The organism is Cupriavidus sp. UYPR2.512, assembly GCF_000379565.1.
Lineage (GTDB): Bacteria > Pseudomonadota > Gammaproteobacteria > Burkholderiales > Burkholderiaceae > Cupriavidus.
Genome location: NZ_KB903076.1, coordinates 14,292 through 39,544, shown reverse-complemented (window position 1 = coordinate 39,544; position 25,253 = coordinate 14,292). Strand labels below are relative to the sequence as shown.

Sequence of the window (25,253 nt, the reverse complement as noted above, 5' to 3'; positions counted from 1 at the left end):
CCGCCCATTTTTTTGGAGATAAAATGACTACGTATTCATACGGCGAGATCACCGAGGCAGCGCGTTCCACGCCCGTGGTTCGATCCGCCGACGTTTGCGTCGTAGGAGGGGGCGCCGCGGGCGTTGCGGCCGCCATTGCAGCCGCGCGCTCCGGCGCCAAAGTCTTGCTGCTGGAGCGGGAGGGGTTCCTCGGCGGGACCTTGACCTCGGTAAGCCTCGGTAGCATTTGCGGTCTGTACGCCGTGTCGGAATCGGAAATCCAGCAGGTCGTCGGCGGTGTCTGCAATGAAGTGATCGATCGTCTGCGTGCACTGGACGGAGTAGGGGCGCCCACCCGATGGCTCGAGACTGCCTCGCTACCCTACGATCTGTTTGCGATGAAGGTTGCCCTTGATCAGCTCGTCAAGGAGGCCCGGATCGAAGTGCTGTTTCACGCGATGGTCGTAGATGTTGCGATGGACGGCAGCGAGGTCGACGCGGTGCTGATCGAGACCAAGGAAGGCAGGCTGGCGATTCGCGCCAAGGCGTTCGTCGACTGCTCGGGCGATGCGGACGTGGTCAAGTTTGCCGGTGCGCCTTTTGAGATTTCGACCGGCGACCTGCAGTTCCCGACCACGATGGTTCGCTTTGGTGGTGTCGATACGGCGGTGCTCAGTGGCCTGAGCCGGGCGGCGCTCCGTGAGCGCCTCGAACTAGCGGTGAATGATGGCTTCGACCTGCCGCGGACCGCCGGGGGCGTATTCGCCGAACGGCCGGGCCTGGCGCACCTGAATATCACGAAGGTCGCGGTGGACGGCGAGTCCCCGGACCCGTTCGATGTCAGCATCATGTCGCGCGCAGAACTGGCCGGGCGCGAGCAGGTGTGCATGTATCTGCAGGCGTTTCGCCAATACGTCCCGGGCTTCGAATCCGCCTTCGTCATGGATACCGGTGCGGTCATTGGTGTCCGGGAAAGCCGTCGCATCGTCGGCAGCTATGTGCTGACCGACCAGGACGTGCTGGAAGGTGCCCGGTTCTCCGATGCCATTGCCTGCTGCGCGTGGCCGATGGAAGACCACGCGGCCGGTCGCGCGACCAAATGGATTTGGCTGAAGCCAGGAACCTACTTCCAGATTCCGCTCAGTTCCCTCACGCTGCCGGGCTTTGACAACCTGATGGTGGCCGGCCGCTGCGCCTCGGCCACACACGGCGCGCAGGCGTCGATCCGTGTTACCGCACAGTGCTTTGCAATGGGCGAGGCTGCGGGCTATACCGCCGCCGCCGCGGTGGCGCAGCGACGTAGCGTGCACACCGTACCCGTTACGGACATTCAACAATCCCTGGCCAACAACGGCGCCTTCCTCGGAGCAACCCAATGACATCGCAACAATATCGCAGCAACTTCACTCCCGGCACCACGCGCTGGGCGCTGCGCAAGGCGCAATGGCAGGCGCTCGGTCTCAGTGACGCGGACATGGAGAAGCCGAAGATCGCGGTGGTCAATACATCGTCGGAACTGTCGAGCTGCTTCAGCCACCTGGACGGCGTGGCGGCGCAAGTCAAACAGGCGATTCGCGCAGCCGGCGGCGTGCCCTTTGAAGTGCGCACCGCCGCGCCCAGCGACTTCATCACCAGTGCCGGCAAGGAAGGGCGCTACATCCTGCCGTCACGCGACCTGATCGTGAACGACATTGAAGTGCAGGTTGAGGGGGCACAGCTCGATGGCATGGTTTGCCTGGCCTCGTGCGACAAAACCACCCCCGGCCAGATGATGGCGGCGGCGCGGCTCAACATTCCGACCATCGTCGTAATTTGCGGCTACCAGGCGAGCGGGCAATACAAGGGCGAGCATGTCGATATCGAGGACGTGTTCGAGAAGGTCGGCATGCATGTCACCGGGCAGCTCTCGTTCGACGACCTCGATGGGATGTGCAAGCGCGCCGTCCGCAGCCCAGGCGTTTGCGCCGGCTTGGGCACAGCAAATTCGATGCACATCGTCTGCGAGGCGCTCGGCCTGACCCTTCCTGGGGCAAGCCCGGTGCTGGCGAATTCGCCGGCAATGGTCGAGCAAGCCAGGGGCGCCGGTGCGCGCATCGTGGAAATGGTCAATGAAGGCCTGACACCGCGCAGCATCCTGACGCCAGCAGCGTTTCGCAATGCCGTAAGAGTCGCCTTGGCGCTCTCCACCTCGATCAATGTCCTTCGCCACCTGCAGGGCGTGGCCGAGGAGGCTGGGACTGATGTGGACCTCTACGACCTGTTCGACCGCCTTGGTCGCGAAGTACCGCTGCTGGCAACGGTCAAGCCGAACGGTCCGCACCGCACGGAAGACCTCGAGGCTGCCGGCGGCACGCTGGCGACGATCAAGCTTCTGGCTTCCATGATCGAGCAGGATTGCCAGACGGTATCGGGCAAAACCTGGCAAGCGATCCTGGACGCTTATGAAGCGCCGTCACCGTCCGTCCTGCGGTCGCTGGAGGACCCGGTTTCGACCAAGCCGTCGCTGGTCATCCTGAAGGGATCGCTGGCGCCCGAGGGCAGCATTCTGAAACTGGGGAATGCGGGAGAAAAGGCGGAAAGGTTCCGGGGCAAGGCCATGGTCTTCCATTCTCAGGAAGAGGCCATTGCCGGGCTGGCAGAAGGCCGGATCACCCCCGGAACCGTGGCTTGCCTGCGCGGCATGGGGCCCATCGGCGGGCCGGGCGTGGCATTGGCTTCATCGTTCGTCGCCGCGGTGGAAGGCGCCGGATTCAATGGCAAGGTGGCGGTCGTCACGGATGGCCAGTTATCCGGCCTCAATCGCGGCGTGGCCGTTGGCCAGGTCTGTCCGGAAGCGGCCGCCGGCGGCCCGCTGGCGCTGGTCCAGGATGGCGATGAAATTGAAATTGATATTCCCGGCCGCCAAATCAATTTGCTGGTCGAAGAATGCGAGCTCGCCGCGCGCCGCGCGCACGCGACTCCGATCCGTGGGGCCACCGAACAGGGTTGGCTGAACATCTATAGCAAGACAGTAAAGCCGCTGGCTCGCGGTGCGGTATTGATACCGATCCGGCCACGCTGACCATCCTCTGGAGGAGACATGAAGACGATCATCAAAACTACCTGGTGCTGCGCCATTGCAACGGCGACCCTGATTGCTGGCGTGGCCGCCGCAGCCTATCCGGACAAACCTGTGCGTATCGTCGTGCCGTATCCGCCGGGCGGGGCTTCCGACACGACGGCTCGCTTGCTGAGCGAGAAACTGAAGCAGGTCACGGGCGGCACCTTCGTGGTGGAAAACCGGCCGGGCGCGAACGGGAACATCGCTGCCGAGATGGTTGCGAAATCACCGGCGGACGGCTACACCTTGCTGATGGCAAACGTTGGTCCAAACGCGATCAGTCAGACCATCTATCCGCACCTGAACTACGACGTCAACAAGAGCTTTGCGCCCATCGGGCAAACCACCACGGTGCCGATCGTTCTTGTCGCCGGCCCCAAGGTCAAGGCGACAGACATCAAAGGACTGGTGGCGGAAGTCAAGACCAATCCCGGCAAATATACCTTCGCATCCGCCGGCAATGGATCTTCAAACCATCTGGTGGGTGAGATGTTCAAGTCCGGACTCAAGCTCGACATGATGCATGTTCCCTACAAGGGAGACGGTCCTGCCATGACAGACGTCATGGCAGGACAGGTGTCGATGATGTTTACCACTGCGGTTGCCGCGCGCCCGTATATTACGGGCGGCAAGCTGAAGCTGATTGCGGTGGCCAGCAAGAAGCGCGTGCCGGCATTTCCGGGTGCTCCCACCATCAGCGAGACCGTATTGCCGGGCTTTGAGGCCTCCTCCTGGGGCGGTCTTGTCGCGCCGGCGGGTACTTCCGCTGAAATCGTAAAGCACCTCAATGCCGCGATGGTCAAGGTATTGGCCATGCCTGAAGTGAAGGAAAAGCTCTCGATGCTTGGGGCAGAAGTTGCAGCCAGTAAGCCGGAAGAGTTTGCCAGGTATATCAAGGACGAAACCGATAAGTGGGGCGCGGTCGCCAAATCGGCCAATGTCGTCGCTGAATAGTGGCATGCGCGGTGAGCGGCGGGAAGCCGCTCACCGCGTCCGTGCGTCAGCGGGACAATGCCTGCCTTGTATTTCTCGCGCCCCGGTTTGCAAGGTAAGTCGAGTATGGGCACACGCGGTCGGATGCAGACTTATCCGGATTGTCGTACTGCAGCCACTCGTCCTATTGCGCGGGGGCACCAACACGATGGACCGCTTTTCGTCCTCGGTTTTGTGCATCCGTCCCATGACCGCGTGCCCTTCCGCGCCCAGGGGCAGCATGGTTTCCCAATAGCGGTAACTGTTACCGGGAGAAACCTAATCGAAGCACAATAGTGCGGTCAGGCGGCATACAGTCACAGGAACCGTCGGTCTCTGGTCTGCTGCGGCCGTGATAAAGCGGCACATTGTCGCGAGGTGATCGGCGCTTCACCGCCTACTTGCCGCTGCGCTTGCCGCCAATGCCGACTTTGCCGCGCCCGACCTTGCGATGCGGCACAGAGGGGCGCAGCCTCTTTCTGGAGCTAGCCGTCAACGTGACATGCTCCGCAGGGTAGCAGGTCGTCCGAGACAGTTCTGGCTGGTAGGCGGCATGGCCCCGATCTATGCGCTTGATAGCTGACATGACTGGCTCCTCCTTGGGGAAATTCTAGTCCGCAAAGGCCACGGCGATTAAGTACGGTCCTACCGGATTGGTAGTTTGGCTCTTATTAACCCGCAGCCGGTAACAGTTTCCCGCTCAAGATCGCCCATGATGCCGTGGTGCACTTCGATGTGGCCGCGGGCGACGTCTTCTGCTGGCCCGCCGATATGGGCTGGATCGCGGGCACACTGGTGCTGGGCTGCGCCCTGCTGCGCGGCGCCACGCTGGTCTGCTACGACGGCGCGCCCGACTACCCGAGCTGGGCACGCATGTCGCAACTGGTGGAACGGCACAGGGTCACCCATTTCGGCTCGGCGCCGACACTGATCCGGGGCCTCGCCAATAACGAGCAGGTAGCGCTGGAGGGCGACGTCTCCTCGGTTCGGTTGTTGATCACCGCCGGCGAAGGCATCGACCCGGAGCACTTCTGCTGGTTCCAGCGGACCTTCGGGCGCGGCACGCAGCCGCTGATCAACTACACGGGCGGCACCGAGGTGTCGGGCGCGCTGCTGTCAAGCGTCGTGGTAAGGCCTATCCCGCCGAGCGGCTTCAACACGATCTCGCCGGGCGTGGACGTGGACGTGGTCGACGCGAGCGGCAAGCCGCTGACCGGTGCAGTAGGGGAACTGGTGATCCGTCAGCCTTTCGTCGGCATGACGCAGTCGTTCTGGCAGGACCCGGAGCGCTATCTCGACACCTACTGGCACACCATCCCCGGCCTCTGGGTGCATGGCGACCTGGCGCTGCGCCGGCAGGACGGCACGTTCTTCATGATGGGGCGCTCCGACGACACGTTGAAGGTGGCCGGCAAGCGGCTGGGCCCGGCGGAGGTGGAAGAAGTCGTACTGGAATTACCGGAAGTCGCTGAAGCGGCGGCCATCGGCGTGAACGACAAGGACAAAGGGCAGCGGCTGGTGGTGTTCGTTGTCGGATCGCCTGGTGCGGCGGGCGATGCGGACGCGGTGTCGTCGCTCGTCACCCGCCACGTCGACAAGCGCCTTGGACGCCCGTTCCGTCCCGGCGCAGTGCATGTGGTCGGCCAGTTGCCGAAGACACGCAGTTCCAAGATCATGCGCCGCGTGATCCGCAGCGTGTACTGCAACACGCCGCCGGGCGACCTGTCGTCGCTCGACAACCCCGCGTCGCTCGACGAGATCCGCGCGGTATCGGGCGCAGGCCCGCAGGCATGAGGCGGCAAGCAAGATGAAAGTTCTCGAAGGCATCAGGGTCCTGGATTTTGGCCGGTTCATTGCCGGCCCCTTCTGCGCGGCCTTGCTGGCTGACTTCGGCGCGGATGTCATCCGCATCGACCGCGTCGGGGGCAGCGAAGACCGCTTCGTCGCGCCGGTGACCAGCGAAGGCGAAGGCGCGTTCTTCCTGCAGGTCAACCGCAACAAGCGCTCGATCACGCTCGACCTCGACAGCGAAGAGGGCGGGGCGGTGGTACGCAAGCTGCTGTTGACCACCGACGTGGTCGTGGCGAACATGCCGCCGCGCACCATCGCCGCGCTAGGTCTCGACTATGACAGCCTGCGCAAGGTGAAGCCCGACATCATCCTGACTGCCTCCTCGGCGTTCGGGGCAGACCCGGCCGTGCGCGACCGTGTCGGCTTCGACGGCGTAGGGCAGGCAATGAGCGGGGCGGTCCACCTGACCGGGCTGCCGGACCACCCAATGAAGTCGATGGTGCCGGTCGTCGATTTTTCGACTGCGCTGTGCTGCGCGCTCGGGGTCATGATGGCGCTCTACGAACGCAAGGCGAGCGGCCAGGGGCAGGAAGTCAGCGCGTCGCTGCTGCACACGGCGCTCACGCTGTCCAGCGGCAGCCTGATCGAGGAAGCGCTGCGCGGGCTGAACCGGCAGGCCACCGTGAACCGCAGCCCGACCTACGGCCCGTCCGACATTTTCCGCGTCAAGGACGGCTGGATCATCGCGCAGGTGATTGGACCCGCGATGTTCAAACGCTGGACGCGCATGGTCGACCGCCCGGAACTGCTGGACGATCCGCGCTTCGCGGACGATGCGACGCGCGGCGAGCATGGTGAAGTCCTCAGCGACATCATGTCGGACTGGTGCGCCGGCCGCACGCGCGAGGAAGCGCTGGCCCTGCTGGAGGAAGCGCGCATTCCCGGCGGGCCGGTCAACACGCCGCGCCAGGCTCTGGAGGACGAAGTCGTCCGCGCCTCCGGAGCGTTTCACTGCGTGGACTATCCGGGGGCAGCCGCGCAGGTACCGCTCGTCGCCACGCCGGTGTCGCTGTCGCGTACCGCGCCGGCTATCGTGCGGCGCCCGCCGATGGCCGGCGAGCATACCGAGGAAGTGCTGCGCGACGCGGGCTATGCGGCCGGCGAGATCGCGGGGCTGCGCGCACGGGGCGTGATCTGAGAAGGCACCGGCAGCAAGACAGAATCGCCGGCTCGCCATTGACGCCGGCCGTCTTGTTTTCCGCGTCAGAACTTGTGACGGATGCCCAGCGCGACGCCGAACATGTTGTTCTTGTCGCTGCCGGGGAAGTAGCCGTTGGCGAAAATGATGGCCGACGATGCCTACTGGAAGCAGGTGGCGTGGCCCGGACAACGACACAACCCAGAACACCATCCTTGAACGCGATACTTTTTATATTGACGGAAACTGGACGCCCCCTGCGCCCGGCGCGACCCGGTCCGACATCGTCGATCTGGCTACGGAGTCGGTGATCGTAGGCAGGACGGGTGAGAAGGCCCAGGCGGGGCCTGGATCCCAGGCTCATCGCAACCGGTTTTTAACACTTTTTGTTAACCGCTAGCCATACGGCGGCCTTGCTTTCATCTATGGCGCGCAGTCACCGCGCGCCACGCAGCCCATGGTCAGGCAAAGGTATCGATCTCGCCACGCCCAAGCACTCGCACGGGACGAGCCGTTGCGCCGGCCGCGGCCGCTGGCTCAGCCGCCGCCAGCGTACCGGTGCCAAAACTGGCCTGTCCCCGTCCGTTCCCCGGCGCCTGTTGTTGCTGCCCGTTCCCGTTGCCCGCCTGGCCGGCAAAGCCATCGGCGCCCACTGAAGTTTGCCCCAGCTGGATGCCGCTTTCCGACAGCGCGGTGCGCAGGTGCGGCAGCGCCGCTTCCACCGCGGCACGCACGGCCTGGTGGGGCGAGACAAACTGGGCCTGGGCCTGGTCGTTGACCACGTTGAGCACGACCTTGAGCGGCCCCAGGTCGGCGGGTTCAGCTGCAGTTCGGCGCTTTGCTGGCCTTGCGTGCTCATGCGGATCATCTGCTGGCCAAGGGCCTGCGGCCACTGGCTGTCGTTCAGCTGCGGGGCGACCACTGGACGGGCGGAGGCGGCGGCAGCGGCTGCAGTAGCCGACGGGGTAGCCTGGCCGGCCAGCGCGGCGGCCACGGCTTGTGTGTTGTCGGGGCTGGCCGCGCTAGCCTCGCCGGTGCGGGCGGCAGCCTGTGCGACGGCGAACGGCGTTGCCGCGGGTCTGGCATCCGCCGTGCCGGGGTTGGCGGCGAGCGGATCGGCGCGGTGCCCGGCGATGCCGCTGTCCGGGCGATTGCCCGATCCGCCGGCAGACTGGCCGGTGGTGTCCTGCTGCTGGGCGGCGATCCCGTCGCCCGGGATCGCCTGGGTCGCTGCGGCCTTGCCGTCGGTGCCTGTGCTGGCGCCGGCCTGCATCGCGGCGCGCTGGGATGCGATGGTGGCCAGCGTGTCGGCTACCGAAGGCTGTGCAGGCCGGGCTTCGGTGGTGACGACCTGCAGCGTGTCCGGCCGTGGCGTGGTGGCCGCCGGCATGGCATCGGCCTGGACATCTGCCGTGGCCGACTGCGTGGCATTTGCCAGCGCCGCCTGCAGTGCGGCGGCGCCGCCGGTGTCGGCAACGCCGGCGAGGGCGGAACCTGACGTGCCGGCCGGCGCGGCAGCGGGGCTGGCCGGGGCGGCGGCAGGAAGCATCAGTGCCAGGGCCGCTGCGGCAGCGGCTGCGGCATCCGTCGGCGTGGCCGCCGCGGTGTCGTCCTGGTCCTTGTCTTCGTCCTTGGGGCCGGCCGCAGGCTTCTTGCCGGCCGCGGCGGCTTGCCGCGGCTTGCCGGCATCTGCCTGCGCCGCGGGCTGGCGGGATGCGGGCTGGTCGCGTGCGGCGGTTTCCCTGGCCGGTGGCGCGGGGGCCTTGTTGCTTTCGCGAGCGCGCGACAGCGCGTCGCCGAATCCGCTCGCCGTTGCGTCGGCGGTGGCGCGCCTGGCGCCCTCGACCGCATTGGCGGCGCTGCTGACAATCTGGCTGATATCGATCATGGAGTTGGCTGCGGGTGTGGCCCGGCTGATGTTTCTCAGGCTTCGCTGAGACGGCTGGCCGTGGTGCGGGCCAGGCGGGCGGCGTATTCGTCGTTGGCGCGCTGTTCGCGGCGCGCGGCAACCTGGTCTTCCTTCGCTTCGGCGCGCGCGATCAGCGTGTCGAACGAGTTCAGGCGGCGCTGCTGGTGCTGCCAGTGGTTGCGCCCTGCCAGCAGGTCGGCTTCGGCCTTGGCCAGCGCCGCGCTCTGCTGGTGGATGGCATGGTCAAGCGAATCGAGAAAGCGCGAGAAATCCTGCCAGCGGCTGGAGGTCATGCCTTCGGCGGCCACCACCTGCATGCGCGCGCGGTACTCATGGCGGTACTGCGTGAGCTGGTTGAACTGCTGCTCAGCCTGCGTGCGCAGTCCCTGCAGCCTGCCCAGCTCGCGCGCGGCGGCGTCGGTATCGTTCTGGGCGAGGTCAGCCAGCGTATTAAGCGGTGAATGCTTGAGCATGTTCACTCCTGTCGAAGAGGCTGTGAAGCTGGGCGATGGCGTCGTCGTAGCCGGCGCGCTCGTGGATGTCTTGCTGCAGGAAGGCTTCCATGCGCGGGTGCAGGCGCATCGCCAGGTCCAGCTCCGGGTCGTTGCCCGGCACATAGGCACCCACGCTGATCAGGTCGCGGTTGCGCTGGTAGCGCGACATCAGCTGCTTGAAGCGGCGCACCGAGCCGAACTGCGCGTTCGGGATCAGCGCGGTCATGGCGCGGCTGATCGATGCTTCCACGTCGATGGCCGGGTAGTGGCCGGATTCGGCCAGGCTGCGCGACAGCACGATATGGCCGTCCAGGATGGCGCGCGCGGAATCGGCGATCGGGTCCTGCTGGTCGTCGCCTTCGGTCAGCACCGTGTAGAACGCGGTGATCGAGCCGCCGCCTTCGGGGCCATTGCCGGTGCGCTCGACCAGCGTCGGCAGCCTGGCAAAGACCGACGGCGGATAGCCCTTGGTGGCCGGCGGCTCGCCGATGGCCAGCGCGATCTCGCGCTGCGCCATGGCGTAGCGCGTCAGCGAGTCCATGATCAGCAGCACATGCTGGCCCTGGTCGCGGAAATACTCGGCCAGCCGCGTCGCATAGGCGGCGCCCTGCATGCGCAGCAGCGGCGAGGTATCGGCCGGCGCGGCCACCACGACCGAACGTGCGCGGCCCTCGGGGCCGAGGATGTTCTCGATGAACTCCTTCACTTCGCGGCCGCGCTCGCCGATCAGGCCGACCACGATCACGTCGGCGCTGGTATAGCGCGCCATCATGCCGAGCAGCACGCTCTTGCCCACGCCCGAGCCCGCGAACAGGCCCATGCGCTGGCCGCGTCCTACGGTCAGCATGCCGTTGATGGCCCGCACGCCGGTATCGAGCACAGTCTCGATGGGCGCGCGCATCAGCGGGTTGATCTGCTCACCGGCCAGCGGCACTTCCATGGCGGCGGTGATCGGGCCCAGCCCGTCGAGCGGACGGCCCGCGGCATCCAGCACGCGGCCCAGCAGGCCGGCGCCAACCGGCAGGCGCTTGGAGCCCGGTTCGCGCGGCGTGGTGGTGCCTGCCGGCTGCGGCGATGGTTCCAGCGGGTAGACGCGCGCGCCCGGCAGCAAGCCCACCACATCCGATTGCGGCATCAGGTAGAGCCGGTCGGCGCCAAAGCCCACCACTTCTGCTTCCGCGGTGCGCGGGGCATTGCTGTCGGTGGTGAACTGCCCGGCGGGGAGCTCGATCAGGCAGTCGCTGCCCACTGGCAGGCGCAGGCCCACGGCTTCCAGCACCAGGCCGGCGGCGCGCGTCAGGCGCCCGCAGCTGCGCTTGCTGTCGAGCCCGGCGATGCCGGCCGCGGCGGTGTTCAGTGCGCCGATCCAGCGCTGCGTATGGGCTAGCGCCGGATCTGGCGTGGGCGTGGCCGGCGCAGTGGTGTCAGGCATGCGGCGGCTCCCATGGATCGTCGCGGCCCAGTGCCTTGACCACACGGGTCCAGCGCGTGGGCAGCGTGGCGTCGCGCTCGCCGCTGGCGGCGCTGGCGATGCAGCCCCCGCGCGCCACCGACGGATCGGCGCGCACGGTCCAGCCGGCGGCCGCCAGTTCGCCATGCAGGTGGGTTTCCACCAGCGCCACGTCGTCGGGATGCAGCAGCAGGCTGGGCGATCCGCACAGCGCGGGTTCGCTGGTCAGCAGCTCGCGCACGGCCGGCAGCAGCAGCGCGGGGTCGTCCGCCAGGGCAGAGCGCACCAGCTGGCGCGCCACGTCCAGCGCCAGCGACACCAGCGCGCGCGCGACCTGGTCGTCCACGCCGCCGAGCGCACCGCGGAAGTTGGTGGCCAGCGCCTGCAGCTGCGTGGCCTCGTTGCGTGCGGCTTCCAGGCCGCGGGCGTAACCTTCGCGGTGGCCGTCGCCGTAGCCCTGGGTCTGCCCCTGGGTGTAGCCCTGGGCATAGCCTTCCTTGCGCGCGCCTTCTCGCATCGCGTCGAGCGCCTCGAAATCGATCGGCGGCGGTGCCGGTTCGGAAGGCATGGCCGCCAGGGCTGCGGGCGGCTCGGTCCCCCGGGGATCGAGCGAGCCCATCTGCCAGCGCTGCCAGCCGGCTGCGCCGCCACGCGCGCGGCGCGGGGGCTCGAACGGCGCAAAGCCGCCAGGCTCGGCGGCCGTGCTGTTGCCGGCAAGGGAAGAGAGCGGGTCGCCGCGCGGCCCGCGGCGTGCGGCCTGGCCGCGCTCAGGGTTTGCCTCAGACATAGGCATCGTCGCCTCCGCCGATCTGCACTTCGCCCGCATCCGCCAGGCGCCTTACCACCTGCAGGATGGCCTTCTGCTCGGCCTCGACCTGCGACACGCGCACCGGGCCCAGCGCGTCCAGGTCCTCGCGCAGCATCTCGCCGGCGCGGGTGGACATATTGCGGATGAACTTGTCGCGCAGTTCCTGCGGCGCGCCCTTGAGCGCGACGATCAGCGACTCGGTGGCGACTTCCTTGAGCACGCGCTGGATGCCGCGGTCGTCGACCTCCAGCAGGTTCTCGAACAGGAACATCTCGTCGATGATCTTCTGTGCCAGGTCGCCGTCATGCAGGCGCACGCCGTCGATGACGGCCTCTTCGTGCGCGGTGCTCATCAGGTTGATGATTTCGGCCGCGGTGCGCACGCCGCCCATGCGGCTGCGCTTCAGGCTCTGGCCCGCCAGCAGCTTGGTCAGCACGTCGGTCAGTTCCTGCAGCGCGCCCGGCTGCACGCCGCCGAAGGTGGCGATGCGCAGGATCACGTCGTTGCGCAGGCGGTCGGTGAACAGCGCCAGCACCTCGGAGGACTTCTGGCGGTCCAGGTGGATCAGGATGGTGGCAATGATCTGCGGATGCTCGTCGCGGATCAGCTCGGCAATGGCCGTGGCGTCCATCCAGTTCAGTGAATCGATGCCGCCGCCCGGATCGCGCGACTCCAGGATGTCCTCGATCACCGACTGGGCGCGTTCCTCGCCCAGCGCCTTGTTCAGCACGCTGCGGATAAAGGCGTTGGAATCGACGTTCAGTGCCAGGTACTGCTCGGTCTCGGAGCGGAACTCGCCCAGCACCTCGGCCATTTCCTCGCGGGTGACCGAGCTGAGCGTGGCCATGGCCGAGCCCAGCTCCTGCACTTCGCGCTGCGACAGGTGCTTGAAGACCTCGGCCGCGGCATCCTCGCCGATCGCCATCATCAGGACGGCGCTCTTTTGCAGGCCACTGGCCGAGATCTCCTTGGAGATGCCCTTAGCGGTTGTCATTGGCAATCCAGTTCTTGATCACGCTGGCGACCAGGCGCGGGTCGCGCTGTGCGGCGTCGCGCACCAGCGCGAGGTCGCCTTCATACTTGGCGGCAAGCCGCAGGATTTCCGGGTTGGCGGGCTCGTCCGGCGGCAGCAGCACGGCCTCGGTCTCGTCCCTGGCTTCCGGCGCCGGCAGCGGCGGGGTGGTATAGCGGCGCAGGATCGGGCGCGCCACCCTGAACCACGCGAACAGCGCCAGCAGTGCCAGCAGCAGGTAGCCCGCAAGGGTCTTGCCCAGCTCAATCATGTCGGGCTGCTTCCACAGCGGCACCTCGGGCGCGGCCTTCTCGCGCTCGGCGGTGAAGGGGCTGTTGACCACGTTGATGGAGTCGCCGCGGTCGGCCGAGAACCCCATCGCTTCCTTGGTCAGGTTCTGGATCTGCGCCAGCAGTGCCGGCGGCAGCGCTTCAGCAACGAGCTTGCCCTTGGCATCGGCCTGCTGGCGGTAGTTGACCACCACCGCCACCGACAGGCGGCGCACGCCGCCCGGTGCCTGCTGCACGTGGCGCACGGAGCGGTCCAGCTCGTAGTTGACGGTGGAGTCGCGGCGATTGCTGCTGGGGCCGCTGGAGGCCGCGGACGTGGCACCCTGAGCCCCCTGTCCCGCCTGCCCGGCAGCCGGAGCGCCGGCCTGTCCCGGCGCCTGGCCCGCACGCGGCGTCTGCGGCGTGGTCACGGGCGCGGCGGCGGCGGCCGGCGGCTGGTTCGACAGCGCCCCGGGTACGCCGCCCGGCGGCGTGGCACCCTGCTGGGTCGATTCGCTGGTCTGCTGGCTGCGGATGGCCGAGCGGGTCGGGTCCTGGTTAGGCTTGTAGCTCTCGTCGGTGTGCTCGACGACGGAGAAGTCCACGTCGGCGGTCACCTGCGCGCGCACGTTATCCTTGCCGACGATCGGCGTCAGGATCGCTTCGATGCGCTTCAGGTAATTCTGCTCCAGCGCCTGGACATACTTGAGCTGGGTGGCGTCGAGCATGCGCTCGTTGGCCGTGTTCGATAGCAGGTTGCCGTGCTGGTCGACGATCGAGATCGACTTGGGCGTCAGTTCCGGCACGCTGGACGACACCAGGTGGCTGATCGCCGCGACCTGGCCTTCATCGATGGCGCGGCCCGGGTACAGCTGCAGCACGATCGACGCGGTCGGCTTCTGGCGCTCGCGCACGAACAGCGTCGGCTTGGGGATGGCCAGGTGCACGCGGGCGGACTGCACCGCGGCAATGGATTCGATCGAGCGCGCCAGCTCGCCTTCCAGCCCGCGCTGGTAGTTGACCTGCTCGGCAAACTGGCTGATGCCGAACTTCTGGTTGTCCATCAGCTCCATGCCGGCCGTGCCGCTCTTGGGCAGGCCCTGCGATGCCAGGCGCAGGCGGATTTCGTGGACCTTCTCGGCCGGCACCATCACCGCACCGCCGCCTTCGGCGAACTTGTACGGCACGTTCATCTGCTGCAGCGACTGCAGCACCGCGCCGCCGTCGCGTTCGGACAGGTTGCTGTACAGCACCTTGTAGTCCGGGCTGCGCGACCACAGCACGCCCACGGCGATGGCCGCGGCCAGGGCTGCGCCGGCCAGCATCAGCGGCAGCTTCGGGTTGGCCTTCAGGCGCTCGATCACTTCTGCCGGGCGCCCGGGCAGTGCCACGGCCGCGGTCATGCGCGTGCTCCGGATCCGGCGCTGCGATGCTCGCGACGGCACGGGCGATGCTGACCGCCTTGGTCGTCGGCGCGGCTCACGGCCCGGCTCACATTACGCTGCAGAGAAAACACGCGTACTCCCGAATCGATGGTTGTCTGGTGGTTTCCGGAGCCAGCACGGGACGACAGCCCGCGCTCTTCCGGCACGGTGGCAATGATCGGCCAGACTTGAGCGCGACAATCCGGCGAACAGACGCGGTTTTTTGTCCGATTTCGGCCCATGGGAGGCCGCAGGCGGCGGGTACTCTGCGGGGGCTGAAACTGGGTGCGAACCGCCTGAGGCCCGCCTGCCCGGCAGGCCGTTATGTGATGCAAGGGGCGCGCCACAAGACGAACTCTGCCGGTGGACCGGCATACGACGAGCCAAATGACCACTATCTCTTCCATCGAGGGCATGCTGCAGCAACTGCGCGGGATGTCCCAGGTTGCCTCGGGCAACAGTGCCAGCCAGTCCTCCGCGCCGGTCGGCGGCGGCTTTGCCGGCGAACTGCAGCGCTCGCTGGGCCGCATCAACGCCGCGCAGGAACGCGCCTACGGCCAGGCCGAGGCGTTCGAACTGGGCAAGCCCGGCGTGGCGCTCAATGACGTGATGATCGACCTGCAAAAGGCCAATGTGTCGTTCCAGACCGGCGTGCAGGTGCGGAACCGGCTGGTGGCGGCTTACCAGGAAATGATGAATATGGCGGTGTAAGGCCAGCGCCTGCCCCGAAAGCAAAGAGCCCCTGGCGCGCGCAAGCGGCCAGGGGCTCTTTGTCGTCGGGAAGCCTGCCGGGTCAGGCCTGTGCTTCAGCGCCTGCGTCCATGCCCGCTTCAAGGTGGTAGATCCACGCCAGCAGTTCGGCCACGGCCACATAGAGCTGCGGCGGCACGTGGCTGTCCAGGTCGACCTGCATCAGCAGGTTCACCAGGGTGGGCGAATCGTGGATATAGACGCCCGCTTCGCGCGCGCGGGCGATGATGGCTTCGGCCACCACGCCATAGCCCTTGGCGAGCACGCGCGGGGCCTTGTCGCTGTGCTGGTAGGACAGCGCGATCGCCGCGCCGCGGTCTTGCGCCGCTTCGCTCATCGCGCCTCTCCTTCGGTCATGTGGTCCTGGGTCTGCACGCTCAGGCGCTGCAGCACGATGCCCTGCGCCTCCAGCTGGTTGCGCAGCAGCGGCCGTGCCGCGATGAAACGCGCCGCGACATCGGTCTCGGGCGTTGCCACGCGGGCGTCGAGCCCTGCCGGCCCCAGTGTCAGCACCGCTTCGACAATGCCAAGGCTCGGCAAGTGCAGCCGCACCCGGCTGGACCATGGCCGGGCGCTGTCGTCATGGGCCTGCGCGGCGCCATCCGCATCGGGGCGTAGCAGCTCCCACTCCATCGGCACGCCGGGCCACGCCTCGCCGGCAAAGCGAAACTGCTGCGTGGCGAGCAATTCCAGCTGCTGGCGGACCACGCCTTCGGTTGCCGGATGGATGGCCGGGCCGGCTGCCGCGGCCTGCCGGATGGTTTCTGCCGAGGCGGTATCCGGAAGACCTGCGGGGCCGCGCGCTGCGTAGGGGGCGAGACTGTCCGGCGCGCCAGCCTCCGCGGTGCTCTGGTAGGCCTGCGTGGCCAGCGCCGCGGCGGACTGGCGCTGGGTGCCGGGTTCGGCAGCTTCACGGCTGTAGGCCGCCGTGGTAGCGGTGCCTTGCCGCAACGCCTGTTCCGCCGCCGCATGGCTGTGGGCCACGCGCGGATTGCCGGCCGAAGCCAGCGCTTCAGCCAGCACCTGCGAGGCCGGAAGCAGCGGCGGCGCCGAGGGCCGCGCCGGCTCTGCCGCTGCCGCACCGCCGGCATAGGTCAGCAGCGCAGACGGCAGCGTTGCCGCGGCCTGGGCAGCGCCACCTGGGGTCGATCCGGCCGGTGCCGGGACTTGTGCCTGCGGTTCCTGACGGATGTCGGACAGCCCGCGCGCGCCGGCAACCCATTGCGCCAGGTGCGATTCGTAGAACAGGCCGCTCTGGCCGACCGTGTTGGCAAGGGCCGCTGCAGTGGCCTGCGCGGAAGCTGTCGTGGGCGCCGCGGCAAGCAGCGGGCCGGCGCCGCGCACCGGCAGCGCCTCGGTACCGTCCATCACCGTCAGGATGGCCCGCGCGGCCGCACTCAGCGATTCCTGTGTCGAGGCGCCTGGCAGCAGCGTGGCCTGACCGGCCACGGCGTTGGGACCGGTCGCGAGCGGGCTTTGGCGGATCGCCTGGCCAGTGGAGTTCTGGACATTCGACTCCGTGGCCTCGGGCACGGGCTGCAGCGCCGCCATCTTGTCGATGGCAAGTGCCGTGCGCAGGGATTGCGGGTCCGGGGCCTGACCGGGTGCCAGGCCTGGAGGCAGATGGATGCCGGTCATACGGGTCGCGTGAATGCAGGCGTTGGGCTTGCCGGCCCGCCGCGGGAAGTTGCGCAGCGCTCAGGCTGCGTCAGGCCGTTGCGCCGTAGGCGACGGACAGTTCGATCTGGCGGCGCGAGCTGGTCAGCATGTCGCCCAGCCTCTTCAGCTGCGGCATGGCCAGGTCACGGATGCGGGCATCGTACGTGAGGATGCGGTCCAGCAACTGGTAGCGGCGCATGCGTTCCGCATCGGAGAACGGTGCCTCGTGGTCCATCAGGCGCAGGCGGTCTACATGGGCCAGGTAGCCTTGCTGCAGCTCGGCAACGGTGTCCCAGTCAGCTGCCTGGGCGGCCTCGTGCATGCGTGCGGACAGCGCGAGGATTTCCTCGTAGCAGGTCACGATCGGGGAAAACTCGGGAAGGGAGGCCATGTCAGTTGTCCTGCAAGGCGGGTTGCTGATCCGCGGCCGCGGCCGTGTCGTCGATCTGCGCCCAGGCCGAAGCCAGGCTTTCGAGCAGCGTGTCGACCTCGGCCAGCAGGGCCGCGTCGCTGCGCAGGTTGGCCAGCATCAGCCGGCGCACCATGTACTCATACAGGGATTCGAGGTTGGCGGAGATCTCGCCACCAGCCTCATGGTCGAGCACGGCGCGCAGGCCGTTGTCGATGATGTCGATGGCTTTGGAGATGGCGTTGCCGCGCGCGGGCACGTCGCCGGCCTCAAGATTGAACTTGGCCTTGGCGATGGCCGAGCGGGCGCCGTCATACAGCATCGTGATGAGCTTTTGCGGGCTGGCGCTCATGGCGCCGGTCTGGACGCCCACCTGGGCGTAGGCATTGGCGGATGCGCGGGCGAACATGATTGGGTTCCTCTGGCTCTGGTGTGCGGCTGAGTGATTACTTCTTGGTGCTGCTGGTCAGCGCGTTGAACTGCTGCGTCAGATAGCTGCTGGTGCGGTTCATCTGCGCGACCATCAGATCCAGTTGCGTGAACTGGGCTTTGTAGCGATCGATGGTGGCGGTGACGCGGTCCTGGACCCGGCTATAGTCCTTCTCCAGGTCCTTCAGGGTCTTAGTGATGCCGTCCTGGGCCGACTTCAGCGCGCCATCCGTCTTGGTCAGGCTGCCGATATAGTCGCTCGCCTGCTTGCCGATGCCGCCGCTGCCGGTGGTGCTGGAAAACATGGCCGTGACGCCGCCGAGGTTATTGTTCAGCGCCTTGGTCAGCTTGGCATCGTCGAGCGCCATCGTGCCGTCCTTGTTGAACGAGATGCCAACGCCGATCAGTGTGATATTGCCGCCGTTGCCGTCATCCATGGCGCCGCCGAACATGGAGCGCAGGCTGGACTGGATCGCGCGCAGCGTGCCGTCACCAGTGAGTGCGGAGGACGTGCCGGCCTTGGTATCGAACGCCGTCAGCGTCTTGGCCGTACTCTGGATATTGTTGTAGGCGGTGACAAAAGCCTGGACCGAAGCCTTGATCGCGTCGTTGTCGCGCGTGACCACCAGCGACGTGGTGCCGGTCTTGGCTAGGTTCATGGTCACGCCCTGGGCGGCATCCACCACCGAATTGCTCTGGCTGACCACGTCGATGCCGTTGATCTTCAGCGTCGCGTTGGCCGGCGGCACCTTCTGTTCCATCTTGTTGACGCCTGCAGCCGCGGCCGGATCGAAGGCGATCGCATTGTTCAGCGCCGCATCGGTCGACGACACGCGCATGGTGGACTGCGTGCCGGTCTTGTCCGAAGTCAGCACCAGGTGATAAGGACTGGCGCTGCCGTCATTGACGATGCTCGCGGTCACGCCGATGCCGGCCTTGTTGATGGCATCGCGCATGCCTTCGAGCGACGAGCCTGCGGGGATGGTGACCTTCTTGGTGCTGGTGGCGGCGCCGCCGGTGGCCAGCGCCTCGCCGAAATCGAAGACCAGTTCCCCGCCGCCGATCGCTGCCTTCTGGTCGGCCACATTGCCGCTGACCAGCGACTGCGCGGTGGCCAGCGCGCTGACGGTGATGCTGTAATTGCCGGGCACCGCATTGGCGGCCGTGGTGGCAGACATCACGTCCGGCGTGCCGACATTCGCCTTCACTGCGCCGAAGGTGGCGGCTTCAGACAGCTTCTTCGCGGCGGCCTTGTAGGCGTCCAGCACACTCTGCACCTGGCTGTAGGCCGACAGCTTGGTCTGGTAGCTCTTGGCCTGCGTGTTGATCGCGTCAAGCGGCGCCTGCTCTGCCTTCTGCAGCTGGTCCAGCAGGGTGCTCAGGTCCAGGTTGGAGCCGATGCCGATGGAGGAGATCGTTGCCATATTGTTGTCTCGTCTTCAACTGATATTCAGGGCTCAAGCCACCTGGCTGACGAACAGCCCTTGCAGCTTGTCGATGGCGCGGGCGATGCGCATCACCTCTTCGGTGGGCATCTGCCGGATCAGGTCGCCGGTTTCCTTGTCGATCACCTTGGTGATGATGCGGTGCGTGGTCTCGTCGATCTCGAAGCGCAGGCCGATCGAGGTGGTCTTGAGCGTCTCGACCAGTTCGCCGATGGCGGCGGAGGTATCCACGGCTTGCGCCGATGATGCCGCGGCGTTCTCCTCCGGTGCGCGCAAGCCGGCCGGTGCACGGGTCTTAGTGCTCTTAGCCAGCACCTCGGACGGCAGGTGTGCTGCGGTCGGGCTTACGGTTGGGGGAGGCGCCATGGTCTGCTCCGTCCTTTGTCGTGGTTCACGTGCGGGTTGAAACGCTTTGCGGGCAGCGGTCTGCCTGCGAAACGTTCCGGCAAAAAGGCCGGGCCTTGCGGCCCAGCCTTCAATGCCTGGTCGCGGATGCGATTAACGCAGCAGCGACAGCACGCCTTGCGTGGTCTGGTTGGCCTGGGCCAGGACCGAGGTACCAGCTTGTTGCAGGATCTGCGCGCGGGTCATGTTCGACACTTCCGTTGCGTAGTCGGCGTCCTGGATGCGCGAGCGCGAGGCCGACAGATTGGTCACAGCGGTACCAAGGTTTGCGATTACCGAGTCGAAGCGGTTCTGCACTGCACCCAGCGAGCTGCGCAGGTCGTCAACCTTCTTGAGCGCGGAGTCGATCGTTGCAAGCGGGTTGACCGTGCCGCCGGCCTGCAGGCTGGCAACCGAGATCTTTGCGCTGTCGATGGTGAAGGCCGCCTTGGTGGGATCGGTCGTGGTGTTGGCCGATTGCGGGTCGAGGGCGACGTAGCGATACATCGACGTACCGTCCACCGCACCGGTAAAGCCTTGGTTGATCAGCGACTGGGTTTCACCGGCGCCGGTCGGCTTGATCGCGATTTCAGCAAACAGGTTGCCGTTGCCGTCGGCCACGGCATTGCCCGTGAACGTGGCGCCGCCAGCCCCCAGGCCGAGCTTGGTCGACAGCGTGTCGCCGCTGAGTTCCGTGACGGTGGTCGAGGTGACCGTCGTGGTGGCGCCGTACAGGGACTGCAGTTGTGCAGCCGTCGGTGCATCGCCAGCGGCCGAGGCGGTCGTGCCGTTGAACTGGAAGCCGGCCGCCACAGCCTTGGGGCCGGACAGCGTGAAACTTTGCAGGCCCAGCGTCTTGGAGCTGATTTCCTGCAGGTCGATCTTGATGGTTTCACCGTCGTTGGCGCCGACCTGGACAGTCAGCGGACGGGCAGAGGCGGACAGCACCTTCACACCGTTGAAGTCAGTTTGTTGCGAGGTGCGATCGATTTCAGAGAGGCGCTGTGTAATTTCATCCTGGATCGACTTCAGGTCAGAAGCCGAGTTCGAGCCGTTGGCAGCCTGCACGCTCAGTTCACGGATACGCTGCAGGTTGTTGTTGACTTCGGTCAGCGCGCCTTCGGTCGTCTGCGCCAGCGAAATACCGTCGTTAGCATTACGCTGAGCTTGCGTCAGGCCCTTGATGTTCGCGGTGAAGCGGTTCGCAATCGCCTGACCAGCGGCGTCGTCCTTGGCGCTGTTGATGCGCAGGCCCGACGACAGGCGCTGGATCGCCGTGTTCAGCGACGATTGCGACGTGTTCATGTTGTTCTGAGTCATCAGAGACAACGAATTGGTGTTAATGACTTGCGCCATGGTACGACTCCTGTATGCAAAGTTTTGGGCATTCCGGCTAGTGCCGTAACGTTGGCGGCCTGCTTTGCAGGGCGTAGAGTGCCTCCGTTGCTTGGGTTATCGACCGGGCAAGGCAAAGGTTTAGAGTGATCTCCGCGATAGTTTCGCGGGGTGCCGGCAGGGCGGGCGGAGGCGCCGCGCGACAGGGGACGGCGGGAAGGCGTGTGGGTCGGGCGTTGGCCTAGCGGCGCTTGCGGGTGCGGGGGATGTAGAGCGGCAGGAAGTCCGGCCCCGGGCCCGGATCCGGTGCCACCACCGGCGCGTCCTGCACATTGGCCAGCGTGACCAGGCAGATGGCCCGCTTGTAGACCACCGTGGGCCGGATGTCGTCCGGCTGCCGGCCAAGCAGCACCACGTAGTCGTCTGACGCCAGCACCAGGCCTTGCAGCCGCGCGCCGTTGGACAGGTGGACGATCACAGGCGCCTGGCTGGTGCTGTATGCAGCAAATTGCTGGTGCTGCAGTTGCTTTCGGCCCGGTGACTTGGGCCGGGTTTCCTTCTTCTTCACAACGACTCCGGAAGAGCCCGCTAGGGTTCTGGCGGCTGGGTCCGTTGGCCGGCGGCTTGGGGTGCGGCGCGACCAGGGCGGCAAGAGAAACATCCGCTCTCGGTAACGGCGGTTGGTGCTGCCAGAAGAGAAGGGGAATACTTCAGCGCTACCTCATATCGTCATAAGGGAATTCCCTGATAGAAACGGGATTTACACCTCATGTAAGCGCGTTTATATTCTTGACAAGAGCCTTTCGGCTCGAGCAGTCCTGGAAAGCCTACGAGCACCCCGCGCGTAGGCTTCTTTTTTGCCTGCGTCGTTTGAATCGCGCTCTGTGGCGCTGTGACTGGTGCGGCTAGTAAATCCGACCGGCCGTTCGGAATGCCCAGGCAGATTTAACGCCACTTTCGCGCCGCGCAATCCTCCGAAATGCGAGGGTTTTTGCCGCCAATTCTCATTTCCCCTCAAGAAGGATCCGTTGAACGCCGATAGCCGGCGCGGCCCTCAGCCGGCCGTCATGGCAATGCCGCGGGCCACGCGCCGTCGGGCGCGCGCTGCCAGGCCGGCGCCGAGCACCCAGCGAAGCGCCGGTGCCAGCACATGCATGCCAGCGAGTGCGGCCGGGCGCCGTATCGAAGGGCCGTCCAGGTCGAGCTGGTGCCGTGCCCACGGCGGCAGCAGTGCGATGCCCGCGTCGGCCATGATGCGCACCGCCGGCTGCAGCAGCGGGTTGGCCACCGGCATCTTCCGCACCAGCCGCACCACTTCGCTGGTGCGTTCGCTGGCCAGCAGCGCCGGCCGCATGGATTCAAGGTAGGCCGTGACTTCGGCGCGCGAGCGCGGCACGTCGGCCGCGCCCAGCATCTGGGCGATGCGCGCAACCTCGTCGTAGTAGCGATCCTGCTCGGCGCTGCTCAGCGGCCCGACATAGCGCAGGTAGCCAGCCAGGAAGCTCGAGACCTCGGCCACGTGCACCCAGGTCAGCAACGCCGGGTCGGAGGCCGCATAGTGCCGCCCGTCCGGCGCCACCCCGACCACGCCGGCATGGATGCGCCGTACGCGCCCGATCAGCGCCATGGCATCGGCACGGCTGCCGTAGGTGGTGCCCGCGATGAACTGCGCGGTGCGCCCCAGTCGCCCCTGCATGTCGGCGCGAAAGCTGGAATGGTCCCAGACCCCGGCCAGCGCCAGCGGATGCAGCGTCTGCAGCAGCAGCGCGCTGACGCCGCCCGCGAGCATTGCCGGAAAGTCGGCATGCACGCGCCAGCAGACCGCGTCGGGCCCGAACAGGCCAGGATCGCCCGGCGGGTTGTCATAGTCGAGGGTCAGGCCGGAATTGCTGCGGGTCAGCGCGCGCACGTGCGCGCCGGCGCGCTGACGCAACCTGGTGGAGAGCTGGTTCAGCGGGCCGCGTCCTGGCCGCGCAGAGCGGCCGGCGGCAGGGTCGGTATAGCTGGACAAGGCCGGTGGGTGCCTGGATGGGGAAGTCACGGCCAGCATACACGGGATGCGGGACGATGTGCGTGGGGTCATGCCGGTGCGGTGGCCGCAAAAAGGGCCGGAGCCCCCTTGCGGGAGTCCCGGCCTGCCAATCTCCGGCGTATGCCCCTGCGGTCGCACCGCATGTTGCTGCCGCACATACCCGGAAAGCTGCCTGTTGTCGAGGCTAGCGAGGATTATTGCTGGCGTTGTCCGCCTTGTCCGCTTTGCTGGCCACCCTGTTGCCCGCCCTGGCCGCTTTGCTGGCCGCTGCGTTGGCCACTTTGCTGGCCCGGTTGCGAGCTGCCGCGATCTTGCTGCTGTTGTTGGTCCTGCTTGCGGTCCTTGTCACCCATCTGACCGCCGCCTTGTTGTCCCGGTTGCTGCTGGCTGCCGCGTTGGCCAGTCTGCGATTGTTCCTGCTGCTTCTGGCCCGACTGCGACTGTTCCTGCTGCTTCTGGCCCGACTGCGATTGACCCGGCTGTTGCTGCTGTCCCATTGCTAGCTCCTTGGCGCGGCGAACTGCCGCATTCCTTGTTTTGCAATCGCCATGCCAAGCGTGAGAGGACCCGGATGCCGCCGGCATCGGCCTGTATCGGGCTATGCAGCACACCGGGCGGCGGGCGCTTTTACAACGGGCGGCCCGATTTACACACCCCGGGCCGCGCCGCCCATGCCTGGTGCGGCCTGGCCGGCAGGTATGGAGCTTGCTGAAAAATGACTTACCAGTGGTTCCGCGCGCCAGGCAAGGCACGGCAACGGATGCGCTGGTGACCCGAACAGGAGGCAGACATGCGTTTTTCCCGAATCCCCGCGCGCATCGTGCGGATGGCCTGTGTTGCTGCGGCGCTGGCGGCGGCCGGCGGCGCGCTGGCGCTCGACAAGAGCGGCCTGATCTTGGTAGCGGCGGACAACCCCCCTGTGGCGCCCGTCAATTCCGCGCCGGGCATGCCCGGCCGTGCGGATCCTGACCGGGGCGCCGCCCCCGACCTGAGCGCCGACAAGGCCAAGCGGGCAGTCGAGGACAGTGCCATCACCACCAGGATCAAGACCAGGCTGCTCACCACCAAGGACCTCAAGTCCACCGGCATTCATGTGAAGACCCAGTTGGGCACGGTTGAAGTGAGTGGCACCGTGCCAAGCCAGCAGCAGCACGACATGGCGCTCGACGCGATCCGCAGCGTCGAGGGCGTGACGTCAGTCAATGACAACCTGAAGGTGTCGTCGCGGTAAGCGGGCTTGTCCAGTGCTGACGGTTTGCTCCCCTCTCCCGCTTGCGGGAGAGGGAGAACACAATCGGGACTTGCCTGACATGATTGGCAAACCGCAGTGCCTGCCTAAGCTGCGTGCTTCCTGCGCGTAGTGCTTGCACTCTTGCGCGCGGCCGGCGCATGCGACTCGCGCTTGGCCGGTGCACGCTTGGTCTTGGCGGCAGTGCTGGCGCGCTTGGCGGGTGGGGTCGTCGCAGCCCGCTTTGCAGCGGGCTGCTTCCTGGCGGCGGCATGCCGCGCGGGGGCCTTGCGGCGCGCGGGCGCGGTGTCTTCCTTATCTTCCTTGCCGCGCTGGCCCAGGCTCTGGCGCAGCAGCGCCACCATGTCGATGATCTTGGCGCCCTGGCGCGGCGTTTCTTCCTCTTGCGCGGGCTGGGTCAGCTGGTGGGTCTTGCCGGAGTCGATCTTTTCTTCGATGCGCGCCATCAGGTCGTCACGATAGCTGTCGCGGTACTGTTCCGGCTCCCAGTCCTCGCTCATGTCGTTGACCAGCTTGGTGGCCATCTCGATCTCGCGCGCGTGCGCGCCGGTGGGTTTGCCGGTGGCTGCCTTGGGCAGACGTAGCTCGGAGATGGGCAGCACCTCGTCGGCAAAGCGCATGGTGTTGAGCACCAGCGCGTCGCCGTGCACCAGCATCGCGGCCAGGTGCTGGCGGGCGCGCAGCACCACCAGCGCCAGCGCAGCACGCCCGGTGCGGCGCATGGTTTCATGCAGCAGCGCGTAGCCGCGCTCGCCGCGCTTGTCGGGCTCGAGGTAGTAGGGCGTATCGAAGTAGTACGGCGGGATGCTCTGCGCCTCGACAAAGCTGACGATATCCACTGTCTGCGTGGCCTCGACATTGGCCTGGCGGAAGTCTTCCTCGTTCAGCAGCACGTATTCGTCCTTGGCGTACTGGTAGCCCTTGACGATATGTTCCTTGTCCACCGGCTTGCCGGTGCTCTTGTTGATGCGCTGGTAGCCCACCGGCGCCATGTCGCGCACGTCGAGCAGGTCCAGGTCCAGCGTCTGGCTGCGCGACGCGGGCCGCAATACCACTGGGATATTGACCAGGCCAAAGGTTATGGCGCCTTTCCAGATGATGCGTGACACGTGACGGCTCCTTTGCCGGCCGCACGGGCACGTTGCGGCGGCGGTG

General features: G+C 66.7%; 25 protein-coding genes and 1 pseudogene. 9 read left to right on the top strand and 17 right to left on the bottom strand.

Going from position 1 to position 25,253, the window contains the following annotated elements; genetic code table 11:
* The first annotated feature begins 23 nt into the window (after positions 1-23).
* The 3 genes from A3A5_RS0121495 to A3A5_RS0121485 are packed head-to-tail and all read left to right on the top strand — an operon-like array spanning position 24 to position 4,033.
* Positions 24-1,358: an FAD-dependent oxidoreductase gene (locus tag A3A5_RS0121495; protein ID WP_026200988.1), complete on the top strand. Its 1,335-nt coding sequence runs from the start codon at positions 24-26 to the stop codon at positions 1,356-1,358.
* Entirely contained in the window at positions 1,355-3,040 is a 1,686-nt protein-coding gene (locus tag A3A5_RS0121490; protein WP_018312584.1) for a dihydroxy-acid dehydratase, read from the top strand. The genes A3A5_RS0121495 and A3A5_RS0121490 overlap by 4 nt, the downstream gene beginning before the upstream one ends.
* Before the next feature lie 18 nt (positions 3,041-3,058).
* Positions 3,059-4,033, top strand: coding sequence for a tripartite tricarboxylate transporter substrate binding protein (locus A3A5_RS0121485; RefSeq protein ID WP_018312583.1), 975 nt, complete (start codon positions 3,059-3,061; stop codon positions 4,031-4,033).
* 415 nt (positions 4,034-4,448) lie between these two features.
* On the opposite strand, the gene A3A5_RS41990 is transcribed toward A3A5_RS0121485, so the two are convergent.
* A complete protein-coding gene (locus A3A5_RS41990) occupies positions 4,449-4,637 on the bottom strand; it encodes a hypothetical protein (protein WP_081623963.1) in 189 nt (62 codons plus the stop codon).
* A gap of 104 nt (positions 4,638-4,741) precedes the next feature.
* Here A3A5_RS41990 and A3A5_RS39070 point away from each other — a divergent pair.
* Positions 4,742-5,845 (top strand): annotated as a pseudogene (locus A3A5_RS39070) (AMP-binding protein); the annotation flags it as partial.
* A 13-nt stretch (positions 5,846-5,858) separates the two neighbouring features.
* Positions 5,859-7,040, top strand: a complete 1,182-nt coding sequence (locus A3A5_RS0121475) for a CaiB/BaiF CoA-transferase family protein (protein ID WP_018312581.1) — start codon at positions 5,859-5,861, stop codon at positions 7,038-7,040.
* Positions 7,041-7,501: 461 nt separating this feature from the next.
* Here the strand turns inward: A3A5_RS0121475 and A3A5_RS45020 are convergent, their stop codons facing one another.
* Positions 7,502-7,822, bottom strand: coding sequence for a flagellar hook-length control protein FliK (locus tag A3A5_RS45020; RefSeq protein WP_232431427.1), 321 nt, complete (start codon positions 7,820-7,822; stop codon positions 7,502-7,504).
* 351 nt (positions 7,823-8,173) lie between these two features.
* On the opposite strand from A3A5_RS45020, the gene A3A5_RS45015 reads away from it, so the two are divergent.
* Positions 8,174-8,977, top strand: a complete 804-nt coding sequence (locus tag A3A5_RS45015; protein WP_232431424.1) for a hypothetical protein — start codon at positions 8,174-8,176, stop codon at positions 8,975-8,977.
* Here the strand turns inward: A3A5_RS45015 and fliJ are convergent.
* Genes fliJ through fliF form a run of 5 tightly spaced genes read right to left on the bottom strand, consistent with a single transcriptional unit; the run spans position 8,964 to position 14,385 of the window.
* Positions 8,964-9,422 carry a flagellar export protein FliJ gene (gene fliJ, locus A3A5_RS0121465; RefSeq protein ID WP_018312580.1) on the bottom strand — a complete coding sequence of 153 codons (459 nt, stop codon included), beginning with the start codon at positions 9,420-9,422 and terminating at the stop codon, positions 8,964-8,966. The two genes, A3A5_RS45015 and fliJ, sit on opposite strands and share 14 nt — an antisense overlap.
* Positions 9,400-10,875: a flagellar protein export ATPase FliI gene (gene fliI, locus A3A5_RS0121460; RefSeq protein ID WP_018312579.1), complete on the bottom strand. Its 1,476-nt coding sequence runs from the start codon at positions 10,873-10,875 to the stop codon at positions 9,400-9,402. Before fliI ends, fliJ begins: the two co-directional genes overlap by 23 nt.
* Positions 10,868-11,686: a flagellar assembly protein FliH gene (fliH, locus tag A3A5_RS0121455; RefSeq protein ID WP_026200987.1), complete on the bottom strand. Its 819-nt coding sequence runs from the start codon at positions 11,684-11,686 to the stop codon at positions 10,868-10,870. Before fliH ends, fliI begins: the two co-directional genes overlap by 8 nt.
* Entirely contained in the window at positions 11,673-12,695 is a 1,023-nt protein-coding gene (gene fliG, locus A3A5_RS0121450) for a flagellar motor switch protein FliG (protein WP_018312577.1), read from the bottom strand. Before fliG ends, fliH begins: the two co-directional genes overlap by 14 nt.
* Positions 12,682-14,385, bottom strand: a complete 1,704-nt coding sequence (fliF, locus tag A3A5_RS0121445; RefSeq protein ID WP_018312576.1) for a flagellar basal-body MS-ring/collar protein FliF — start codon at positions 14,383-14,385, stop codon at positions 12,682-12,684. Before fliF ends, fliG begins: the two co-directional genes overlap by 14 nt.
* A 408-nt stretch (positions 14,386-14,793) precedes the next feature.
* Between fliF and fliE the strand changes: the two genes are divergently transcribed.
* Complete coding sequence (gene fliE / locus A3A5_RS0121440) at positions 14,794-15,117, top strand: flagellar hook-basal body complex protein FliE (RefSeq protein ID WP_018312575.1); 324 nt, start codon at positions 14,794-14,796, stop codon at positions 15,115-15,117.
* An 82-nt stretch (positions 15,118-15,199) separates the two neighbouring features.
* On the opposite strand, the gene A3A5_RS0121435 is transcribed toward fliE, so the two are convergent.
* From A3A5_RS0121435 to A3A5_RS0121395, 9 genes are all read right to left on the bottom strand, one after another.
* Entirely contained in the window at positions 15,200-15,493 is a 294-nt protein-coding gene (locus A3A5_RS0121435) for an EscU/YscU/HrcU family type III secretion system export apparatus switch protein (protein WP_018312574.1), read from the bottom strand.
* Positions 15,490-16,794, bottom strand: coding sequence for a flagellar hook-length control protein FliK (locus A3A5_RS0121430; protein WP_018312573.1), 1,305 nt, complete (start codon positions 16,792-16,794; stop codon positions 15,490-15,492). The genes A3A5_RS0121435 and A3A5_RS0121430 overlap by 4 nt, the downstream gene beginning before the upstream one ends.
* A 70-nt stretch (positions 16,795-16,864) precedes the next feature.
* A complete protein-coding gene (locus A3A5_RS0121425; RefSeq protein ID WP_018312572.1) occupies positions 16,865-17,206 on the bottom strand; it encodes a flagellar protein FliT in 342 nt (113 codons plus the stop codon).
* Between the two features lies 1 nt (position 17,207).
* The gene (fliS, locus tag A3A5_RS0121420; RefSeq protein ID WP_018312571.1) at positions 17,208-17,633 is read right to left on the bottom strand and encodes a flagellar export chaperone FliS; all 426 of its coding nucleotides are present in this window, start codon (positions 17,631-17,633) and stop codon (positions 17,208-17,210) included.
* A 37-nt stretch (positions 17,634-17,670) separates the two neighbouring features.
* Positions 17,671-19,077, bottom strand: coding sequence for a flagellar filament capping protein FliD (fliD, locus tag A3A5_RS0121415; protein ID WP_018312570.1), 1,407 nt, complete (start codon positions 19,075-19,077; stop codon positions 17,671-17,673).
* Between the two features lie 33 nt (positions 19,078-19,110).
* Entirely contained in the window at positions 19,111-19,464 is a 354-nt protein-coding gene (locus A3A5_RS0121410; RefSeq protein ID WP_026200986.1) for a flagellar protein FlaG, read from the bottom strand.
* A 132-nt stretch (positions 19,465-19,596) separates the two neighbouring features.
* Positions 19,597-20,838, bottom strand: a complete 1,242-nt coding sequence (locus tag A3A5_RS0121405; RefSeq protein WP_018312568.1) for a flagellin FliC — start codon at positions 20,836-20,838, stop codon at positions 19,597-19,599.
* A gap of 220 nt (positions 20,839-21,058) precedes the next feature.
* A complete protein-coding gene (locus tag A3A5_RS0121400) occupies positions 21,059-21,385 on the bottom strand; it encodes an RNA chaperone Hfq (protein WP_018312567.1) in 327 nt (108 codons plus the stop codon).
* Between the two features lie 486 nt (positions 21,386-21,871).
* Positions 21,872-22,828 carry an oxygenase MpaB family protein gene (locus A3A5_RS0121395; RefSeq protein WP_018312566.1) on the bottom strand — a complete coding sequence of 319 codons (957 nt, stop codon included), beginning with the start codon at positions 22,826-22,828 and terminating at the stop codon, positions 21,872-21,874.
* Positions 22,829-23,064: 236 nt separating this feature from the next.
* Between A3A5_RS0121395 and A3A5_RS0121390 the strand changes: the two genes are divergently transcribed.
* Both A3A5_RS0121390 and A3A5_RS0121385 read left to right on the top strand, forming a co-directional pair.
* Positions 23,065-23,352, top strand: a complete 288-nt coding sequence (locus A3A5_RS0121390) for a hypothetical protein (protein WP_198293166.1) — start codon at positions 23,065-23,067, stop codon at positions 23,350-23,352.
* 287 nt (positions 23,353-23,639) lie between these two features.
* On the top strand, positions 23,640-24,080 hold the full coding sequence (locus tag A3A5_RS0121385) for a BON domain-containing protein (RefSeq protein ID WP_018312564.1): 441 nt from the start codon (positions 23,640-23,642) through the stop codon (positions 24,078-24,080).
* 104 nt (positions 24,081-24,184) lie between these two features.
* Here the strand turns inward: A3A5_RS0121385 and A3A5_RS0121380 are convergent, their stop codons facing one another.
* On the bottom strand, positions 24,185-25,207 hold the full coding sequence (locus tag A3A5_RS0121380) for a Ku protein (protein ID WP_018312563.1): 1,023 nt from the start codon (positions 25,205-25,207) through the stop codon (positions 24,185-24,187).
* Between the last annotated feature and the right edge of the window lie 46 nt (positions 25,208-25,253).

What these genes read in the sequence shown, in the direction of transcription:
- A3A5_RS45015 (WP_232431424.1), top strand. Translation starts at nt 8,174, where the DNA reads ATGCCGCTGTCCGGGCGATTGCCCGATCCGCCGGCAGACTGGCCGGTG.
- A3A5_RS0121490 (WP_018312584.1), top strand. Translation starts at nt 1,355, where the DNA reads ATGACATCGCAACAATATCGCAGCAACTTCACTCCCGGCACCACGCGC.
- A3A5_RS0121485 (WP_018312583.1), top strand. Translation starts at nt 3,059, where the DNA reads ATGAAGACGATCATCAAAACTACCTGGTGCTGCGCCATTGCAACGGCG.
- fliJ (WP_018312580.1), bottom strand. Translation starts at nt 9,422, where the DNA reads ATGCTCAAGCATTCACCGCTTAATACGCTGGCTGACCTCGCCCAGAAC.
- fliF (WP_018312576.1), bottom strand. Translation starts at nt 14,385, where the DNA reads ATGACCGCGGCCGTGGCACTGCCCGGGCGCCCGGCAGAAGTGATCGAG.
- A3A5_RS0121475 (WP_018312581.1), top strand. Translation starts at nt 5,859, where the DNA reads ATGAAAGTTCTCGAAGGCATCAGGGTCCTGGATTTTGGCCGGTTCATT.
- fliI (WP_018312579.1), bottom strand. Translation starts at nt 10,875, where the DNA reads ATGCCTGACACCACTGCGCCGGCCACGCCCACGCCAGATCCGGCGCTA.
- fliS (WP_018312571.1), bottom strand. Translation starts at nt 17,633, where the DNA reads ATGTTCGCCCGCGCATCCGCCAATGCCTACGCCCAGGTGGGCGTCCAG.
- A3A5_RS0121405 (WP_018312568.1), bottom strand. Translation starts at nt 20,838, where the DNA reads ATGGCGCAAGTCATTAACACCAATTCGTTGTCTCTGATGACTCAGAAC.
- fliE (WP_018312575.1), top strand. Translation starts at nt 14,794, where the DNA reads ATGACCACTATCTCTTCCATCGAGGGCATGCTGCAGCAACTGCGCGGG.
- A3A5_RS0121495 (WP_026200988.1), top strand. Translation starts at nt 24, where the DNA reads ATGACTACGTATTCATACGGCGAGATCACCGAGGCAGCGCGTTCCACG.
- A3A5_RS41990 (WP_081623963.1), bottom strand. Translation starts at nt 4,637, where the DNA reads ATGTCAGCTATCAAGCGCATAGATCGGGGCCATGCCGCCTACCAGCCA.
- A3A5_RS0121410 (WP_026200986.1), bottom strand. Translation starts at nt 19,464, where the DNA reads ATGGCGCCTCCCCCAACCGTAAGCCCGACCGCAGCACACCTGCCGTCC.
- fliH (WP_026200987.1), bottom strand. Translation starts at nt 11,686, where the DNA reads ATGCCTATGTCTGAGGCAAACCCTGAGCGCGGCCAGGCCGCACGCCGC.
- fliD (WP_018312570.1), bottom strand. Translation starts at nt 19,077, where the DNA reads ATGGCAACGATCTCCTCCATCGGCATCGGCTCCAACCTGGACCTGAGC.
- A3A5_RS0121430 (WP_018312573.1), bottom strand. Translation starts at nt 16,794, where the DNA reads ATGACCGGCATCCATCTGCCTCCAGGCCTGGCACCCGGTCAGGCCCCG.
- A3A5_RS0121425 (WP_018312572.1), bottom strand. Translation starts at nt 17,206, where the DNA reads ATGGCCTCCCTTCCCGAGTTTTCCCCGATCGTGACCTGCTACGAGGAA.
- A3A5_RS0121435 (WP_018312574.1), bottom strand. Translation starts at nt 15,493, where the DNA reads ATGAGCGAAGCGGCGCAAGACCGCGGCGCGGCGATCGCGCTGTCCTAC.
- A3A5_RS0121385 (WP_018312564.1), top strand. Translation starts at nt 23,640, where the DNA reads ATGCGTTTTTCCCGAATCCCCGCGCGCATCGTGCGGATGGCCTGTGTT.
- fliG (WP_018312577.1), bottom strand. Translation starts at nt 12,695, where the DNA reads ATGACAACCGCTAAGGGCATCTCCAAGGAGATCTCGGCCAGTGGCCTG.